Source organism: Pseudomonas sp. FP603 (assembly GCF_030687415.1).
GTDB classification, from domain to species: domain Bacteria; phylum Pseudomonadota; class Gammaproteobacteria; order Pseudomonadales; family Pseudomonadaceae; genus Aquipseudomonas; species Aquipseudomonas wuhanensis.
Genome location: NZ_CP117431.1, coordinates 2,909,800 through 2,926,787 on the forward strand (window position 1 = coordinate 2,909,800; position 16,988 = coordinate 2,926,787).

Annotated in this window: 15 protein-coding genes, 2 pseudogenes and 2 riboswitches; of the genes and pseudogenes, 12 read left to right on the plus strand and 5 right to left on the minus strand. The window is 60.8% G+C overall.

Features of this window, described 5'->3' with window-relative positions; all coding sequences use genetic code 11:
- The first annotated feature begins 123 nt into the window (after positions 1-123).
- Positions 124-708 (plus strand): Fe-S biogenesis protein NfuA, encoded by a 585-nt coding sequence (nfuA, locus tag PSH65_RS13595; RefSeq protein ID WP_007898222.1) that lies wholly within the window; start codon positions 124-126, stop codon positions 706-708.
- A 161-nt stretch (positions 709-869) separates the two neighbouring features.
- Here nfuA and cobM read toward each other — a convergent pair whose 3' ends face one another.
- From cobM to PSH65_RS13615, 4 genes are all read right to left on the minus strand, one after another.
- Positions 870-1,616, minus strand: coding sequence for a precorrin-4 C(11)-methyltransferase (gene cobM / locus PSH65_RS13600; protein WP_305426644.1), 747 nt, complete (start codon positions 1,614-1,616; stop codon positions 870-872).
- Between the two features lie 82 nt (positions 1,617-1,698).
- On the minus strand, positions 1,699-2,112 hold the full coding sequence (locus PSH65_RS13605) for a cobalamin biosynthesis protein (RefSeq protein ID WP_007898224.1): 414 nt from the start codon (positions 2,110-2,112) through the stop codon (positions 1,699-1,701).
- On the minus strand, positions 2,109-2,816 hold the full coding sequence (locus tag PSH65_RS13610) for a CbtA family protein (protein WP_305426645.1): 708 nt from the start codon (positions 2,814-2,816) through the stop codon (positions 2,109-2,111). Before PSH65_RS13610 ends, PSH65_RS13605 begins: the two co-directional genes overlap by 4 nt.
- A gap of 11 nt (positions 2,817-2,827) precedes the next feature.
- Positions 2,828-3,031 (minus strand): CbtB domain-containing protein, encoded by a 204-nt coding sequence (locus tag PSH65_RS13615; RefSeq protein WP_305426646.1) that lies wholly within the window; start codon positions 3,029-3,031, stop codon positions 2,828-2,830.
- Positions 3,032-3,151: 120 nt separating this feature from the next.
- Positions 3,152-3,380, minus strand: a riboswitch (cobalamin riboswitch).
- Between the two features lie 188 nt (positions 3,381-3,568).
- Positions 3,569-3,783, plus strand: a riboswitch (cobalamin riboswitch).
- Positions 3,784-3,884: 101 nt separating this feature from the next.
- Here PSH65_RS13615 and cobW point away from each other — a divergent pair.
- The 5 genes and pseudogenes from cobW (at position 3,885) to PSH65_RS13640 (ending at position 12,352) form a co-directional block, all read left to right on the plus strand.
- Positions 3,885-4,946, plus strand: coding sequence for a cobalamin biosynthesis protein CobW (gene cobW, locus PSH65_RS13620; RefSeq protein ID WP_305426647.1), 1,062 nt, complete (start codon positions 3,885-3,887; stop codon positions 4,944-4,946).
- A gap of 3 nt (positions 4,947-4,949) precedes the next feature.
- Entirely contained in the window at positions 4,950-8,747 is a 3,798-nt protein-coding gene (gene cobN, locus PSH65_RS13625) for a cobaltochelatase subunit CobN (RefSeq protein ID WP_305426648.1), read from the plus strand.
- Between the two features lie 154 nt (positions 8,748-8,901).
- A complete protein-coding gene (locus PSH65_RS13630; protein ID WP_305426649.1) occupies positions 8,902-9,909 on the plus strand; it encodes an ATP-binding protein in 1,008 nt (335 codons plus the stop codon).
- Between the two features lie 119 nt (positions 9,910-10,028).
- Positions 10,029-10,574 carry a VWA domain-containing protein gene (locus PSH65_RS13635; RefSeq protein ID WP_305426650.1) on the plus strand — a complete coding sequence of 182 codons (546 nt, stop codon included), beginning with the start codon at positions 10,029-10,031 and terminating at the stop codon, positions 10,572-10,574.
- Positions 10,575-10,704: 130 nt separating this feature from the next.
- A pseudogene (locus PSH65_RS13640) lies at positions 10,705-12,352 on the plus strand (phospholipase D-like domain-containing protein).
- Positions 12,353-12,486: 134 nt separating this feature from the next.
- Here the strand turns inward: PSH65_RS13640 and PSH65_RS13645 are convergent.
- Positions 12,487-12,924 (minus strand): annotated as a pseudogene (locus tag PSH65_RS13645) (thioredoxin family protein); the annotation flags it as partial.
- 209 nt (positions 12,925-13,133) lie between these two features.
- On the opposite strand from PSH65_RS13645, the gene PSH65_RS13650 reads away from it, so the two are divergent.
- The 6 genes from PSH65_RS13650 (at position 13,134) to PSH65_RS13675 (ending at position 16,987) form a co-directional block, all read left to right on the plus strand.
- Positions 13,134-13,382, plus strand: coding sequence for a type II toxin-antitoxin system Phd/YefM family antitoxin (locus PSH65_RS13650; protein ID WP_205887946.1), 249 nt, complete (start codon positions 13,134-13,136; stop codon positions 13,380-13,382).
- Complete coding sequence (locus PSH65_RS13655) at positions 13,372-13,653, plus strand: type II toxin-antitoxin system RelE/ParE family toxin (protein ID WP_305426651.1); 282 nt, start codon at positions 13,372-13,374, stop codon at positions 13,651-13,653. Before PSH65_RS13650 ends, PSH65_RS13655 begins: the two co-directional genes overlap by 11 nt.
- A gap of 310 nt (positions 13,654-13,963) precedes the next feature.
- A complete protein-coding gene (locus tag PSH65_RS13660) occupies positions 13,964-14,812 on the plus strand; it encodes a transporter substrate-binding domain-containing protein (RefSeq protein ID WP_305426652.1) in 849 nt (282 codons plus the stop codon).
- Positions 14,813-14,864: 52 nt separating this feature from the next.
- The gene (locus PSH65_RS13665) at positions 14,865-15,527 is read left to right on the plus strand and encodes an amino acid ABC transporter permease (RefSeq protein ID WP_305426653.1); all 663 of its coding nucleotides are present in this window, start codon (positions 14,865-14,867) and stop codon (positions 15,525-15,527) included.
- A 9-nt stretch (positions 15,528-15,536) separates the two neighbouring features.
- Positions 15,537-16,199, plus strand: a complete 663-nt coding sequence (locus tag PSH65_RS13670; protein ID WP_052964342.1) for an amino acid ABC transporter permease — start codon at positions 15,537-15,539, stop codon at positions 16,197-16,199.
- Entirely contained in the window at positions 16,196-16,987 is a 792-nt protein-coding gene (locus PSH65_RS13675; protein WP_305426654.1) for an amino acid ABC transporter ATP-binding protein, read from the plus strand. Before PSH65_RS13670 ends, PSH65_RS13675 begins: the two co-directional genes overlap by 4 nt.
- The last annotated feature ends 1 nt before the right edge of the window (position 16,988 follow it).

The window sequence follows — 16,988 nt, forward strand, 5'->3', positions numbered from 1 at the left end:
GTGGCGAGGGGGCTGCGGTGATCAGAGGATCATCGATCAGCGCATCTTTCCCGACAAAAATACTAGGACTTTGTCCGGCGCGATGATTGGCGTAAACTGCGTCCAAGCCTGCGAGGAGTTTCCATGACCGCTATTACCATTACCGACGCCGCCCACGATTATCTGGCTGATCTGCTCTCCAAGCAGAACACCCCGGGTATCGGCATCCGCGTCTTTATCACCCAGCCTGGCACCCAGTACGCCGAAACCTGCATTGCCTACTGCAAGCCGGGCGAAGAAAAACCTGAAGACACGGCGCTGGGGCTCAAAAGCTTCACCGCTTACATCGACTCGTTCAGCGAAGCATTCCTGGACGATGCGGTAGTCGACTACGCGACCGACCGTATGGGCGGCCAGCTGACCATCAAGGCGCCAAACGCCAAAGTACCGATGGTCAACGCCGACAGCCCGGTCAACGAGCGCATCAACTACTACCTGCAAACCGAGATCAACCCGGGGCTGGCCAGCCACGGCGGTCAGGTCAGCCTGATCGATGTGGTCGAAGACGGCATCGCGGTGCTGAAATTCGGCGGCGGTTGCCAGGGCTGCGGCCAGGCAGACGTCACCCTGCGCGAAGGCATCGAGCGCACCTTGCTCGAGCGTATTCCCGAGCTCAAGGGCGTTCGTGACGTGACCGACCACACGCAGAAAGAAAACGCCTACTACTAAGGTGTTCGCTGCGACATAAAAAAACGGTGCCCGTGAGCACCGTTTTTTTTTGATCGTTCCCACGCTCTGCGTGGGAATGCAGCCCGGGACGCTCCGCGTCCCAAGAGCGGACGCAGAGCGTCCATTGAGGCATTCCCGCGCAGAGCGTGGGAACGATCATCTCAGGGTCTGTAGAGGTGCGCATGCCCCGCGCGATACAACGACGACTCACTAAAGTGATCGCTGCCCAACACCCGGCCCACCAGAATCAGCGCCGTGCGGCGAAATCCCTTGGCTTGAACCTTCCCGGCAATATCCGCCAGCGTCCCCACCACCCAATCCTGATCCGGCCAGCTCGCCCGATGAATCACCGCGATCGGGCAATCGGCGCCGTAGTGCGGCAGCAGTTCGGCGAGGATTTTCTCCAGATGATTGACCCCCAAGTGGATCGCCATGGTCGCCCCATGCTGCGCCAGGCTACCGAGTTCTTCCCCGGCCGGCATCGCGGTCTTGTCGGCGTAGCGGGTCAGAATCACGCTCTGTGACACGTCCGGCAAGGTCAGTTCAGCACCCAAAAGCGCCGCACAAGCGGCAGTGGCGGTGACGCCAGGAATGATTTCGAAAGGAATGTCGAGTTCACGCAAGTAGCGAATCTGCTCGCCAATCGCGCCGTACAGGCTCGGATCGCCGGAATGCACCCGGGCCACGTCCTGGCCGTTGGCATGGGCGGTCTTGATCAACTCGATGATCTGTTCCAGGTGCAATTCGGCGCTGTTGACCACCTGTTCGGCCCGGTGACCCTCCAGCACGGCGGCGGGCACGAGGGAGCCTGCATAGATGATGACCGGGCAGCTACGAATCAGCCGCTGGCCTTTGACGGTGATCAGTTCCGGGTCGCCGGGGCCTGCGCCAATGAAGTAGACGGTCATCGTCGTTTCCTGTCAGAAAAAGGGCATGGGCACACTTCAGATGAAGATTGCTCATGATCGAAGGCGGGGATTATCGGGGATTTTACGCGGCGCTGGCCAATGCCAGGGTGGCCTGGGCGTATTTCTGTCGTGGAATCAGCAACTTTGCCGGTGCCTGAGCCAATTGTTCGGCCAGTGCCAGCGCGGCACTTTCCGCTACGCCGTAACAGCCGGTGCGTTCGAACGCGATGTCCGAGTGGTGGCTGAGTTGCGGTTCATAACCGGCCAATTGTTCGCTGCTGAAATACATCAGCGGCAACGCCAGTTGCTCAGCCAGTTCGATCAGGGCGGGTTCTTCGCGCTTGAGGTCGATACTGGCCAAGGCCTTGATCTCACGAAGCTCGATTTGATGGGCCTGTAACGCCTGATCAAGTAGCGCCCGCAGCGTGCTGACGGGGCAGCCGCGCTGGCAGCCCAGGCCGACCACCAAGGTCGGCGCTGCGCTGACGTCAGTCATGCGGAGTATTGGCCATCGCTTTTGCGGCGAAACAACCAGGCGCTGATCAGGCCTAGGGCCAGCCAGAACACCACGTTGGTCAGATGCGAAGCGATTTTGAATTGCGTTTCCAGGGCTTCCGGCGCCAGCATCGAATGGACTTCCGGTTGTGGCGCGCCGATGACGTGCGGGACGGCCAGAATCGCCACGCCGAGGATCTTCATCAGCCAGTGGCGGCTGAACACGATCAGCGCGATGCCGACAGCGGTGGAGGCGGCAGTACCAATCCACCAGATCTGCCGTTGCGCCAGATCCGCCGCGGCAGTGCCTGGCAGTTCAGGTGGCAGGCCGAGGGTTGGCGCCAGCACGAACGTCGCATAACCGGCCAGACCCCAGAGCAGGCCCTGAGAGGTACGGCGTGGAGCGCGCAAGGTGTAGAGACCCGCAAGCATCAGGGCGAAACCGACCGCTACCACCAGATTGCCGCCGGTGGTCGACAGCACGCGCTGCCAGCCGTCTTCAGGTTCCCAGGCTTGCGCATCGTGAGTGTGAGCGGTGACAGCACCCGCGGCGTGCTCGTGGATTTCAACAGCGGCCGGTTCGGATTTTTCGTAGGTCTCGGCCTGCAAAATCAGCGGGGCTACCCAGAAGCTTTGCAGCAGGGTCAGCAGCAGGGCGGCCAGCAGCCCGGTGAACCCTGCGGTTTGCGCAATACGCTTGATCATGTCAACAGGTCTCAATGGCACGGAAAGGCGGAGCTGTGACGGGTATCGTGCGCGGCGTTGTGCACCGCTTCGATGTGCGAGAAACCGGCGAAATACACAAGGCACGCGCCAAGGATCGACGCACAAAAAGCGGCGGTCAGGCGTTGGCTCAGGGTCGTGGTGGTGCTGGCGATGCTCTTATCGGTGTTGCTGCCGGTGCTGCTGATGATCGACATGGCGCTTCCCTCTGGTCTGTCAGCGGGTGAATAGAGCGCATGAAAACCTCCGCACGCCGGGGCACGCAGAGATTTCGAACAGCGCCCGCCCACCGCGGGTTTGTTATTCAGTGAACGTAAAAGTCACTTTGTGTTGCGGGCCGGTCTCCGGGCTCGCGAGGGGCAGGGCTAACGCCTGGACCTGCAAGCATCACCTTCCCATGCCGTATGACGGGCACAGTGGATCTGACGCTTCACTCGCTTACCGTTGCGGGGGCAGCACCGGACTGACATGGCTTTAGAGTAAAGCACATGATTCACCGGTTTCCCGTTTCACCCTGTGAAGGGCACCCGTAACAAGGCGTGTAGGAGAGCATGGGCGGGGGTTGGGCGTCAATTGGCAGGGGTTCTCAACTCGGAACCCGGTCGTCTGCATCGCGGGCAAGCCACGCTCCCACAAGGGAATGCGATCAACTGTGGGAGCGGGCTTGCCCGCGATGGCGTCATCCCAGCCGCCACAGAACGCGGCATGGACATTGACCCGCCCCCACACGATGCGTAGCCTTGCGCTTTCGAGGTTCTTCGGTGTCTGCCGAAGCTAAGAAGGGAACGCGGTCGATGCCGCGGCTGCCCCCGCAACTGTGAACGGTGATGTTCGCTGCCACGCCACTGCAAGCCCTGATCCATCAGGTTCGCGGGAAGGCGCAGCAAACGCCAGTCGAACGATTGGCACACCGTCAGCCAGGAGACCTGCCTCGAAACAGATTCTCACTTTCAACCGGGCGGGGTGATCCGGTGGCGAACTCTTCAGGCACGCGCGCCCGCGTTGCCAGTCGTCGTCCCGTATGCCCGCCACCTTGCCAAAGGGCATCCGATGAAAACACTGGCCAAACTCCCCGTCACCATCGTTACCGGCTTCCTCGGCTCGGGCAAAACCACCTTGCTGCGCCACATGCTCGACAACGCCCAGGGCCGCCGTATCGCGGTGATCGTCAACGAGTTCGGCGAGCTGGGCATCGACGGCGAAATCCTCAAGCAGTGCTCGATCGGTTGCACCGAAGAAGAAGCCAGCGGTCGCGTCTATGAACTGGCCAACGGCTGCCTGTGCTGCACGGTTCAGGAAGAATTCTTCCCGGTGATGCGCGAACTGGTCGCTCGTCGCGGCGACCTCGACCACATCCTCATCGAAACTTCGGGCCTGGCCCTGCCAAAGCCTTTGGTTCAAGCCTTCCAATGGCCAGAAATCCGCAGCGCCTGCACGGTTGACGCGGTGATCACCGTGGTCGACAGCCCGGCTGTCGCGGCTGGCACCTTCGCTGCGTTCCCGGATCAGGTCGATGCCCAGCGCAAACTCGACCCGAACCTGGACCACGAATCGCCGCTGCACGAGCTGTTCGCCGACCAACTGGCCAGCGCCGACCTGGTGATTCTCAACAAGGCCGACCTGATCAGCGCCGCAGACCTGGCCCGTGTGCGCCTGGAAGTCGCCGAAGAACTGCCGCCAGCGGTGAAAGTCATCGAAGCCAGCAGCGGTCGTTTGCCTCTGGACGTGCTGATCGGCCTCGGCGCCGGTTCAGAAGAACACATCGACAGCCGCCACAGCCATCACGATCATCACCATGAAGGCGAAGACGACCACGACCATGACGCGTTCGATTCCATCTCGATCGAGCTGCCCCAAGCCGACGAAAGCCTGCTGATGGACGCGCTGACGCAACTGGTGGTCCAGCACGGCATTCTGCGGGTCAAAGGTTTCGCGGCGGTGCCGAACAAGCCGATGCGCCTGCTGATCCAGGGCGTGGGCACGCGTTTCGACAAACACTTCGACCGTCAGTGGGGCGCCGAAGAGGCACGCACCACGCGACTGGTGTTGATTGGTCAGGCGCTGGACGCCGCCCAGCTCGAAGCGCAATTGCGCGCTGCGCTCAGCGTTTAAATCATGCACCTGCTCAGGACCCAGCCCGGCGGTTTCGTGTCGGATGACAACATTGCCGACCTTGGACAAACCCCCGCCGAGCTGGTGATCCTGTGCAGCGGTGATTCCAGCCTGGCGCTGCTCGCCGAAGCGGCGCAGCAGTTGCCCGACGATTACCCGAGCGTACGCCTGGCCAACCCGATGCAGGTGCAGAATCACGCCTCGGTCGATCTCTACGTCGACGAAGTGCTGCGCCACGCCAAGGTGATTCTGATCTCGCTGCACGGCGGCATCGCCTATTGGCGTTACGGCATCGAGCGTCTGGTGGAATTGTCCCAGCGCGGCGTGCAACTGATTCTGGTGCCGGGGGACGATCGCCCGGACCCGGAACTCAGTGACCTGAGCACCGTAACCGCGCAAGACCGCGACCGGCTCTGGCACTTCCTGCGTCAGGGCGGCATGGCCAACGCGCTCGACCTGTTTCGCTGCCTCGCCAATCGCTGGCTGGGCCGCGACTACCCATGGGCCGAACCGCAAACCCTGCCACGCACCGCAATCTACCATCCGCAAAAAAGCCCCGCTGAACTGAGCGATTGGCAAGCCGACTGGCAAGCTGATCAGCCGGTGGCGGCGGTGCTGTTTTACCGCTCGCATTTACAGGCGGCGAACACCGGTTTCATCGATATTTTCTGCCAGCGTTTGCAAGCGGCGGGGTTGAACCCGTTGCCGATTGCGCTGGCCAGCTTGAAAGAGCCCGGCTGCCTGACAGTGGTCGAGGAGCTGTTGGATGAAGTCGAAGCGGGGGTGATTCTCAACACCACCGGTTTCGCCCAGTCCAGCCCCGAAGCGCCGCACCTGCGGCCGTTTCGTCGCAACATCCCGGTCATCCAGGCAATCTGCGCCCAGGACAACGAGCCCGGTTGGCGTGCCAGCGAGCAGGGCCTCGGTCCCCGTGACCTGGCAATGCACATCGCACTGCCGGAGCTGGACGGGCGGATTATCAGTCGGCCGATCAGTTTCAAGGACCTGGCCTGGCGCAGTGAGCGCAGTCAATCCGACGTGGTCTGCTACCGGCCGCAACCGGAGCGCATGGATTTTGTCGCAGAACTGGCACGACGCTGGATCGATCTGGCGCGCGTGCCCAATGGCGAAAAACGCATCGCCCTGATCCTCGCCAACTACCCGACTCGCGACGGGCGCATCGGCAATGGCGTCGGTCTCGACACCCCGGCTGCGGCATTGAACATCCTGCGCGCCCTGCACGCCGAAGGTTATCCGTTGCCGGCCGAGTTGCCGGACAGCGGTACCGCGCTAATCCAGCAGTTGCTCGGCGGCGTCAGCAACGACCTCGACACCCTCGACCAGCGTCCCTGCCATCAAAGCCTCGCGCTGGACGACTACAACCTGATGTTCGACGCGCTGCCCGAGGCCAATCGCCAAGCGGTGCTGGAACGATGGGGGTCGCCCGAAAACGATCCAATGTTTCGTGGCGGACGAATGATGATTGCCGGTCTGCGCTTCGGCCTGACCTTCGTCGGCATTCAACCGGCCCGGGGTTATCAGGTGGACCCGAGCGCGGTGTATCACGACCCGGACCTGGTGCCGCCTCACGGCTATCTGGCGTTCTACTTCTGGTTGCGCAACACCTACGGCGCCCACGGCGTGATCCATGTGGGCAAACACGGCAACCTCGAATGGCTGCCGGGCAAAGGCGTCGGGCTGTCGGAAAATTGCTGGCCAGACGCGTTGCTCGGGCCGTTGCCGAACATCTATCCGTTTATCGTCAACGACCCGGGCGAGGGCGCCCAGGCCAAGCGCCGTACCCAAGCGGTGATCATCGATCACCTGATGCCGCCACTGACCCGCGCTGAAACCTACGGTCCGCTGCGCAATCTCGAATTGTTGGCCGACGAGTATTACGAAGCACAATTGCTCGATCCGCGCCGCGCCCGGGAGCTGCAACGCGACATTCTGCAACTGGTGCGCGACACGCACATCGACCGTGAACTGCAACTGGACGAGAAGCTCGACAGTGACGCCGACGCGGCGATCTGGTTGCCGCGTCTGGACACGTACTTGTGCGACTTGAAGGAGTCGCAAATCCGCGACGGCCTGCATGTGTTTGGCGAGTCGCCGGTCGGGCGATTGCGTATCGACACCTTATTGGCTTTGCTGCGTATTCCTCGCGGCGATGGCCGTGGGGCGCAATCGAGCTTGCTGCGGGCGCTGGCCAAGGCATTTGCGTTGGGGTTTGATCCGCTGGATTGCGCGCTGGCCGAGCCCTGGGGTGGACCTCGACCGGATGCCTTGTTATTGATCAGCGATGACGTCTGGCGCACAGCGGGGGATACCCGTGAACGTCTTGAACTGTTCGCCGCGCAGCTGATCGGGCAGATTTTGAATGCCGAGGTCGAACTACTGAGTCATCCGCAAGGCACGCTCCCACAGGAGGCAGGTTGGTCTGAAGTAAACGTCATCATCGACAGCCTGCGCGAAGTCGTCGCCCCACGCCTGGACGCCTGCGGCCCGGCGGAAATGCGCGGCTTGCTGGACGCCCTCAACGGTCGATTCGTCCCGGCCGGGCCTAGCGGCGCACCGAGTCGCGGTCGTCTGGACGTGCTGCCCACCGGGCGCAACTTCTATTCGGTGGACGTGCGCAACCTGCCAACCATCACCGCATGGCGCATCGGCTTCCAATCCGCGAACCTGATTCTTGAGCGGCACTTGCAGGATCATGGCGATCACCTGCGTCAGCTCGGCCTGTCGGTCTGGGGCACCGCGACCATGCGCACCGGCGGCGACGACATCGCTCAGGCCATGGCGCTGATGGGCGTGCGGCCGGTGTGGGCCACTGGCAGTCAGCGCGTCGACGACTTCGAGATTCTGCCGTTGAGCCTGCTGGACCGCCCGCGCGTGGACGTGACCTTGCGCGTCTCCGGATTCTTCCGCGATGCCTTTGCCAACCTGATCCGGCTGTTCGACGCCGCCGTGCAAGCGGTCGCCGCGCTGGATGAACCGGACGATCTTAACCCGTTGGCGGCCAAAGTCCGCGCCGAGCGAGAAGCGCTGCTGGAATCCGGTCTGGATGAAGACGCGGCGCGGCGGCAGGCTGGCTGGCGCATCTTCGGGGCCAAACCGGGTGCTTACGGCGCGGGCGTGCAGGGCGCCATCGACGGTCGCTTGTGGCAAAGCCGTGAAGACCTGGCCGAGGTTTACCTGAACTGGGGCGGCTATGCTTACGGCGGCTCCGATGAAGGCACCGCCGCCCGCGAACAGTTCGCCCAGCGTCTGAGCCAGGTGCAGGCAGTGCTGCAAAACCAGGACAACCGCGAGCATGACCTGCTCGATTCCAACGACTACTACCAGTTCCAAGGTGGCATGCTGGCGGCCGTCGAAAGCCTCAGCGGTGAAGCGGCGGCGAGTTATCACGGCGATCACAGTCAGCCGGACTTGCCTAAGATTCGCACCTTGAAGGAAGAGCTGAACCGGGTGATCCGTTCCCGCGCGGCCAATCCGAAATGGATCGACGGGGTCAAGCGCCATGGCTATAAAGGCGCATTCGAACTGGCGGCGACGATCGATAACCTGTTTGCATTCGACGCCACCACGCAGTTGATCGACGATCACCAATATGCGTTGCTGGCGGACGCCTATTTGCTCGATCCAGCGACCCGGGAGTTTGTCCGCGAACACAATCCCCATGCCTTGCGCGACATGACCGAGCGCATGCTCGAAGCGCAGCAGCGGGGGATGTGGAAAGAGCCGGGCGAGTACCGCGAGGCGCTGGAGAATTTGTTGCTGGATATAGAAGAAGACGGGTAACTCTGTGGCACCGCTAACCTGTGGGAGCGAGGCTTGCCCGCGAAGAGGCCCTCACCGTCAATATTGATTTCGACTGAGCGGACGCCTTCGCGGGCAAGCCACGCTCCCACAGGTACAAGGTGTGCCTGCCACCGACCATGACTGAGATTTGAACATGACCGACACCCCCCATTTCCCGCTCTCCGCCGTGGTCGGCGCCGATGACTTGAAGCTCGCCCTGTACCTGACCGCCATCGATCCGAAAATCGGTGGCGTGCTGATCGAAGGTCCACGGGGCATGGCCAAATCCACCCTGGCCCGAGGCCTGGCGGACCTGTTGGCCAGCGGTCAATTCGTCACCTTGCCGCTAGGCGCCACCGAAGAACGGCTGGTGGGCACCCTCGATCTCGACGCGGCCTTGAGCGAAGGCCGCGCACAGTTTTCCCCCGGCGTACTGGCCAAGGCCGACGGCGGCGTGTTGTATGTCGATGAAGTCAATCTGCTGCCCGATCACCTCGTGGACTTGCTGCTCGACGTGGCCGCCAGTGGCACCAACCTGATCGAGCGCGATGGGATTTCCCATCGGCATTCGGCGAAGTTTGTGCTGATCGGCACCATGAACCCGGAAGAGGGCGAGTTGCGTCCGCAACTGCTCGACCGCTTTGGCCTGAACGTCGCCCTCAGTGGCCACACCGCACCCGCCGAGCGCGGTCAGATCATTCGTCGTCGACTGGATTTCGACAGCGACCCGCAAGGATTCTGCGCCGAGTGGGAAAGCCAGCAACACGCACTGCGCGAGCGTTGCCAAAAGGCGCGCTCGACACTGGCGAACATTCCCCTCGACGATGCCGCGCTGGCACAGATTACCGAGCGCTGCTTTGCTGCCGGCGTCGATGGCCTGCGAGCCGATCTGGTCTGGTTGCGCGCCGCCCGGGCTCATGCGGCCTGGCGCGGAGCGAACGCGATCAGCGAGGACGATATCGACGCGGTCGCCGAGTTTGCCTTGCGCCATCGCCGTCGCGAACACTCGCCCCCGGCGCCGCAACAATCCCAGGCGCCGCAGCCGCTCTCTAACCAGAATCCCAACCCAAGCGAAGGCCAGGGCCAGTGGGGCGAAATGCCCGCCCAGGCGCTGCCGGTCGGCGCTCGACGTGACGTGCCGAGCTGGCCAAAAAAGCCTTAGGCATTCGCCCTCGATCGGACGCGGGGGCGAATGCCAGACCCCGCGCAGGACGGCTGGATCACGGTAAACAGGGCAAGCGTCACGCAGCCCTGAACGGATCGATCAATTGGCCTGGCACCTTGCTCAATGGCCGACCGCGTCAGCGCGACGATGTGTTGTTTCATCTGCGCACTCGCTCCCCACACGAACTGTGGCTGGTGATCGTCGATGCCTCGGCCTCGACCCGACGCCATCAAGCGTTGAGCGATGCCAAGGGCCTGCTGGCGCAACTGTTCGACGATGCCTATCGGCAGCGTGCGCGACTGGCTTTGCTGACCGCCAGCGGCCATGTGCCGAAGTGGCAGGTGCAAGGGTTGAAAGCCTCCACGGGCTTACGCGACTGGCTCGACGGGCTCGGTGCCGGCGGTGGTACGCCGATGCTGGCGGCGCTGGGTGAGGCGGGGCGCTGGTTGATGGCTCGGCAAAAACGCTTCCCGGCAGAACAACAAAGGCTGCTGCTGGTGACGGATGGGCGGGTGAAGGAATGGTCAACGTTACCGGCGCTGGATTGCCCGGGGCTGCTGATCGACATTGAGCGCGGGCCGATTCATCTTGGCCGGGCAAAGGTGTTGGCAGCGCAGCTGCAGGTTGATTATCGACATATCGATGAGCTGATTTCAGGTTGAGTGTTGTGCTGACAGTATTGACCCCATCGCGAGCAGGCTCGCGATGGCATCACCTCGGAATCGGATAATCGCAGTTCATCTGCATCGCTGCCCTATGCTGCTGTAAGCAAGCCAATCACAGGAGTGACCCATGCGTGTTCTAGCCCGCAACGACCAGGACGATTTTCGCGTCAAAGCCTACGCTGGCACTAACGGTGTGTTGCTGGCCATCGACGTGGCCGAACACCGTCGCAAAGGTCTGCTGGGTTTCGCCATCGAGAAACAGCAAGGCAGCAAACCCTGGCTGTTTCTGTTCAACAGCCTGACCTTCCCTGGCAAAACCCATACGTTCCCCCAGTTTCGCGCCACCCCCAGTGATACCGCGCCGTTGCAGAAGTTTCGCTGGGCCGATTACGCGGTCAATCCGGGTGTGACGATCCATTATCGGGTTCACCTGGCCTACGGCACTGCCGATGCACCGCAGCTGGGTGAGTTTCTGGAAGTGACGCTCACCACGGACAATGGTTTTCCAGCGGACCAGAGCGTCCTCTTCAATCGGGCGGTGGCCGCGAGTCAGGCCTTCCAGCGTAAATTCGCCGACCTCGATGCGCTGCTCACCGCCAACAAAAAACTGCCCATCGAAGCCTGGCCCGACGCGCCGCGGCAATGGCTGGAAAACGGTCTGCTCGCACGCTTGCTGGGGTTCATCGAGCGGGCCGAGGATGGTCAGTGGGCGCTGGACATCGCGATTTATGAATACCAGTTGAAGGTGATCGTCGATGCGGTGAACGCCGCCTTCGAGCGCGGCGTAAAGGTTCGGATTCTGTACCACGCCCAACCGGACGAAGACACCACGGCGCTGAACGAAGCCAGCCTGGAAAAAATCCCGGCGGCGAACAAGCGCGGGCGGGTCACCCACAACATCTTTCACAACAAGTTCATGGTCCTGAGCCGGCTCGACGCGGCGGGGCAGCAATCAGCCCGAAGCGGTACTCTGCGGCAGCACCAATTTCACCGCCAACGGCGTTTATCGTCAGGCCAACGTTGTGCATGTGCTGGACGACGCTCGGGTTAGTGCCAGTTATCTGCAAACCTTCGAGCAAGTCTGGGCCACGCCGACGGACGTCGGCGCCACCCGGGAATGGCTCACGGAAAACAATCCGATGCAGCCGGATCAGGCGCTGTTCGCCGGCTTCTCACCGCGTTCGGGCCAGGGCGACTTGCGTGAGTTCGTTGACATCATCGAGTCAGCCAAAAAAGACCTGCTGTTTGTCACGGCGTTCGCCTTGCCGGACGAAGTGCTCAACGCGTTGCTCGGCCAGCCCCACGACGACATCTTGCGTTATGGCCTGCAAAACACCGTCAGCCGCATCACCGGTTTTCACGCCGACCGCACCGCTCAATTTGCCGCCACCGCGCTGCTCAATACGGGCCTGGAAGGCTGGCTCAAGGAAAACATGAAAGGCCAGAAGGGCAACCTGCTGGTGCACACCAAAGCCATCGTCGTCGACTTCACCACCGACACACCGACCATCATCAGCGGCAGCCACAACCTCAGCGCCGCAGCCAGCAACGGCAATGACGAGAACTACCTGATCATCCGTGGCGACACCGACCTGGCCGATCGTTACGGACTGGAACTGCTGCGCTTTTACGAGCATTACCGGTTCCGTTACTTTGCAAAGAAACTGCAACTCAAGCAGGTCCGGCCGTTGGCTCCGGATGACAGTTGGACCGATGACTATTACCAAGAGGGCGATCTGCGCATGCTGTCGCGGTTGCGCTTTGCCGGACGATGAACTCACCGGCGGGCTAATGCTGGTCACGGAACCTGTGGGAGCGGTCTTGCCCGCGAATGCGGTGTGTCAGGCGACATAAATGTTGACTGTACCGCCGTCATCGCGGGCAAGCCCGCTCCCACAGGGATTGCGTGAATCAACCGTACATTCAACAGCTCCCGTGCCCGAGGCGCGGTGCATAAAGTGCTGAAGGTTTTCTGCAACCACGGCAAGTCGTGGCGGGGTTTGCGGGCAATCTGTTTGGGCCTGAGCTTGCCGATGTGCTTTTTGAAATTTTCTTCCAGGGTTTCCCGGGTTCCAATCCCCTTGAGTTTCTTCAGCAACTTCCCGTCCCTGTAGATCAGAACAGTGGGTGTGCCAGTGACTTCCGGATGCCGAGGGGATTCGCTCGTACTCAGCACATAGATGTGCGCGTGATCCTTGTACTTCTCGGCAATTGCACGGAAAACCGGCTCGGCCATTTCGCAGGCGGGACAATGTTGGTTGCCGAAATACAGGATCACCGTGCGCCAGGTTTTGAGCGCCTTGCGGTAGACCGCAGCCATGGTCGGGTGGGTGGATATCGAACTCATTGAAATCTCCTTTTCAAAGACAATCGAAGGCCTGTTGACGTTAAAGGAGGCGAGCAGGTGGGTCTACTGTCAGAAATTACAGGTGAGGGGTCAGGTGCCGGTGAGTCCCTTTACGTATAAGGGGACATCCTATGAACAAAGGGTAGATGCCAGACTCGATTTGGAGTGCTATTTTTAGCGCTATTAAAAGCACTTCAAGGAGTAGCGAAATGACACATATCGTGCTTTCACAGGTTGTAGCAAGCATCTCCGAACTAAAGAAAAACCCGATGGGTACAGTCGCTGCGGGTGGTGGGTTGTCTGTCGCAATCCTCAACCGTAATGAGCCCGCTTTCTACTGCGTCCCCGCCAAAGAATACGAAGCGATGATGGACCGGCTTGAAGACATGGAACTGATTGCCCTTTGCCGCGAGCGAGAAAACGATCCTGTAATCAAGGTTTCTCTCGATGACCTATGAGCTGGAGTTTTCTGAGAAAGCCTGGAAGGAATGGCAGAAGCTCGGGTCAACGTTGAGGGAGCAGTTCAAGAAAAAGCTTCAGGAACGGTTGGCTAATCCGCACGTTCCAGCAGATCGGCTGAGTGGGCTGGGCAATGCTTACAAGATTAAGCTGCGCAGTGCCGGGTATCGACTGGTTTATCGGGTTGTAGATGAGGTTCTGGTTGTGACGGTGATAGCAGTGGGAAAAAGAGAGCGGGGAGATGTTTACAAGGACGCAGGCGAGCGCTAGAGCTGCAGAAGTCCCTGAGCTTCGGCATTCATCCGGGTAGATCAAAGGCCAGGTTGTCTTGCCTTATTTTGAATCGTTACGCCTTCAACTGTGGTGCAAGTACCCGTGTGTTGGGGCCATCGGTAGCGCTCATTCAATTGTCCATTTCGTAACGCCTTCCTCGCACTAACGCGCATCCATCTGATTCAAAACACTTTTCAACTTCCCCGAGATTCCACTCACAACCTGTGGCACACTTTCTGCTGTCTATTCCGTTGTTACATACCAAGTTCCGGTATAGCGGAATTAACATGACCCTGGAGTGCTTGCCATGCATCGCCGACCTTCGTTGTTTAAAGCGTGTGTTTTTCTGTTCGCGGCTTCGGCCGCTGTCATGGGTGTCGCCCAAGCGGCAGACAGCAAGCTCGACAGCGTGCTGACCCGTGGGAAGTTGATCGTGGGCACGGGCAGTACCAATGCGCCGTGGCACTTCCAGGGAGCGGACGGCAAGTTGCAGGGTTTTGATATCGATATCGCGCGGATGGTGGCCAAGGGGTTGTTCAACGACCCAAGCAAGGTCGAGTTCGTCGTGCAGTCGTCCGATGCGCGGATTCCGAACCTGCTGACCGACAAGGTCGACATGAGTTGCCAGTTCATCACCGTGACCGCCAGCCGGGCCCAACAGGTCGCGTTCACGCTGCCGTACTACCGCGAAGGTGTCGGCCTGTTGTTGCCGGCCAACAGTAAGTACAAGGAAATCGACGATCTGAAAGCCGCTGGCGATGGTGTGATCGTGGCGGTGCTGCAGAACGTGTACGCCGAGGAACTGGTGCATCAGGCACTGCCCAAGGCCAAGGTCGATCAATACGACAGTGTGGATTTGATGTATCAGGCGGTGAACTCCGGCCGTGCCGATGCAGCGGCCACCGATCAGTCGTCGGTGAAATACCTGATGGTGCAGAACCCTGGTCGCTATCGCAGCCCGGCCTACGCCTGGAGCCCGCAAACCTATGCGTGCGCGGTCAAGCGCGGCGACCAGGATTGGCTGAACTTCGTTAACACAGTGCTGCATGAAGCCATGACTGGCGTTGAGTTCCCGACTTACGCTGCATCGTTCAAGCAGTGGTTCGGTGTAGACCTTCCAACACCTACGATCGGTTTCCCCGTCGAATACAAATGATCCTGCGAGAGCGGGGCGGTTTTAAATCGCCCCGCTCAAGGTACTGCTGACCATGAACTATCAGTTGAATTTTGCCGCCGTCTGGCGCGACTTCGACACCTTGCTGGCGGGGCTCGGTCTGGGCCTTGAGCTGGCGCTGGTGTCGATCGCCATCGGCTGCGTGATCGGCCTGCTGATGGCGTTTGCCTTGCTGTCAAAGCATCGCGCATTTCGGGTGCTGGCGTCGGTGTATGTGACGGTGATCCGTAATACGCCGATTCTGGTGTTGATTCTGTTGATCTACTTCGCATTGCCGAGCCTGGGCATTCGTCTGGACAAGATCCCGTCGTTCATCATCACCCTGTCGCTGTATGCCGGGGCGTACCTGACCGAAGTATTTCGTGGCGGGTTGTTGAGCATTCCCAAGGGGCTACGTGAAGCCGGCCTGGCCATCGGGCTTGGTGAGTGGCAGGTCAAGGCGTACATCACCGTGCCGGTAATGCTGCGCAATGTGCTGCCGGCCCTGTCGAACAACTTCATTTCGCTGTTCAAGGACACCTCGCTGGCCGCGGCGATTGCCGTGCCGGAGCTGACCTATTACGCGCGCAAGATCAATGTCGAGAGCTACCGGGTGATCGAAACCTGGCTGGTGACCACAGCGCTCTATGTTGCGGCCTGTTACCTCATTGCCATGATGTTGCGTTACCTCGAGCAGCGTCTGGCGATTCGCCGATAGGAGGCCCCCATGTACGAATCCCCCAGTTGGTTACATGAGTTATGGGTGGCGCGGGACGTCCTGTGGCAGGGCTTTCTGACCAGTGTGCAGTGCTCGGCGCTGGCGATTTTGTTGGGCACGCTGGTCGGCATCGTTGCCGGTCTGGTGCTCACCTATGGCACGTTCTGGATGCGCGCACCGTTCCGCTTTTACGTTGACATCATTCGCGGCACGCCGGTGTTTGTATTGGTGTTGGCCTGCTTCTACATGGCGCCGGCATTGGGCTGGCAAATCAGCGCATTCGGGGCCGGCACCCTGGGGCTGACGCTGTTTTGCGGCTCTCACGTCGCAGAGATTGTGCGCGGTGCATTGCAAGCGCTGCCCAGTGGCCAGATGGAAGCGAGCAAGGCCATCGGCCTGACGTTTTACCAGGCGCTGGGCTACGTGTTGTTGCCCCAGGCGCTGCGGCAGATTCTGCCGACCTGGGTCAACTCGTCCACCGAGATCGTCAAGGCCTCGACGCTGTTGTCGGTGATCGGCGTCGCCGAATTGCTGCTCAGCACTCAGCAGATCATCGCCCGGACGTTCATGACCCTGGAGTTTTACCTGTTCGCCGGTTTGCTCTTTTTCATCATCAATTACGCCATCGAATTACTCGGCCGGCACATTGAAAAGCGGGTGGCCTTGCCATGATACAAGCTCAAGTTTCGACACAGGATCAAGCGCTGCTGGACATCCGCGGCCTGCACAAACAATACGGCCAGCTCGAAGTGCTCAAGGGTGTCGACCTGACCCTGCAGCGCGGCAACGTGGTCACGCTGATCGGCTCCAGCGGCTCGGGCAAGACCACGCTGCTGCGCTGCGTGAACATGCTCGAAGAGTTTCAGGGCGGGCAGATTCTGCTCGACGGCGAATCCATCGGCTATCACGAGGTCAACGGCAAGCGCGTGCGTCACCCCGAAAAAGTCATCGCCCGTCATCGAGCCATGACTGGCATGGCGTTCCAGCAATTCAACCTGTTCCCGCACCTCACCGCGTTGCAGAACGTTACCCTCGGCTTGCTCAAGGTCAAAAAGCTGCACAAGGATGAAGCCGTGGCGCTGGCGGAAAAATGGCTGGAGCGGGTTGGGCTGCTGGAACGTCGCGATCATTACCCCGGTCAGTTGTCTGGCGGCCAGCAACAGCGCGTGGCGATTGCCCGGGCGATTGCGATGAACCCGAGCCTGATGCTGTTCGATGAAGTCACCTCGGCCCTCGATCCGGAACTGGTGGGCGAAGTGCTGAACGTGATCAAGGGTCTGGCCGAAGACGGCATGACCATGCTGCTGGTGACCCACGAAATGCGCTTTGCCTTCGAGGTGTCGGACAAGATCGTGTTCATGAATCAGGGGCGGATCGAAGAGCAGGGGCCGCCCAAGGAACTGTTCGAACGCCCGCAGTCGCCACGTCTGGCGGAATTTCTCAAGAACACTCGTTTCTGAT